This is a genomic window from Chitinophaga sp. 05T412 (assembly GCF_056396465.1).
Genome location: NZ_JBFTLN010000054.1, coordinates 1 through 1037, shown reverse-complemented (window position 1 = coordinate 1037; position 1037 = coordinate 1). Strand labels below are relative to the sequence as shown.

The 1037-nt window shown below is 47.3% G+C and carries 1 protein-coding gene; it reads right to left on the bottom strand.

What is annotated here, in order from left to right:
- Window positions 1–1037, bottom strand: a 1037-nt coding sequence (locus tag AC1DFM_RS34625; RefSeq protein WP_477081357.1) for a hypothetical protein, incomplete at both ends; no start/stop codon positions are given.

Sequence of the window (1037 nt, the reverse complement as noted above, 5' to 3'; positions counted from 1 at the left end):
TTGATGTAAAGACTTGTACTACGCGCTGGCATCTTCACATCGCTCTTATTACCATCTATGAACAACGCGCCTTCATCGCTGAATACACCGTTAGGCAGCGTTTGAATAGTAGTAGTTCCATTGGTACCATTCACCGGAATGCTGATGCTGCCGGGGAAGCTGGTATAGCGGTCGTTGCCAATCGCAACAGACTTCACTACATCCTTTGTTAGATTGATAGTCCACGCTTTACCTGCTTTCCAGCCATGTGGGAAGGTAGCGGTAATTACGGAGCTTTGTCCTTCGTTTACGCTATCCGGAGCACAACTCAGTAATACGGAGTCACCCGCTGGGAATGGATACTGCGCATCCTTGATTGTCATGTCAAGACTGGCTGGATTAAAGGTATAAGGTGTATTATAAATATCACTGATGGTTGGTATGATATGGATGTCTTCCACATCTTCTACCAGCATATCACCAGCTACTTTCACTTCAATAGCGGCTAATGCAGTAGTAAAGGTAGTATCAGTTGGTAAGCTGTAATCTGTATTACGTGTAGCCGTACCAGTAGTTGGCAGGGATACTTTAATTGGTATTTCAGTAGTCACGCCGGCTGGCAGCTTAAAGCCAATCTGTTGTGTAGTGTTTTCCGGCATACCGGCTGTAGGCGGTGTAAACGTAATCACTGTTTTAGTGCCATCTCTGCGGGTAGCATCGTTGATTTTCAACGACACATCTGCTACCGTGTAGCCAGGTGAGTTAGTAACGGCGGCGGCGATATTCAATTGCTCATCTTTCTCCAGGATCTGATCTGTCACTGCTTTGATAACCGGCGCAACGGTAGTGAACACAGAAGTGTCTTGTGGGAATGTAATAGATGTTTGCAGGTACTGGAAGTCAGTAGCTGCGGCTTCCGTTCCGGCTGCTCTGGTTGTCAGTGCAATGGTCAGCGGTTTAGCGGAGTGGTAACCTGCCGGCAGCGACATTTTGAATGCTGTTGAGTTACCTTCAGCCAGGGCGGTGCTGTCTGATACGATGGTCAGTACCTTCTTTGA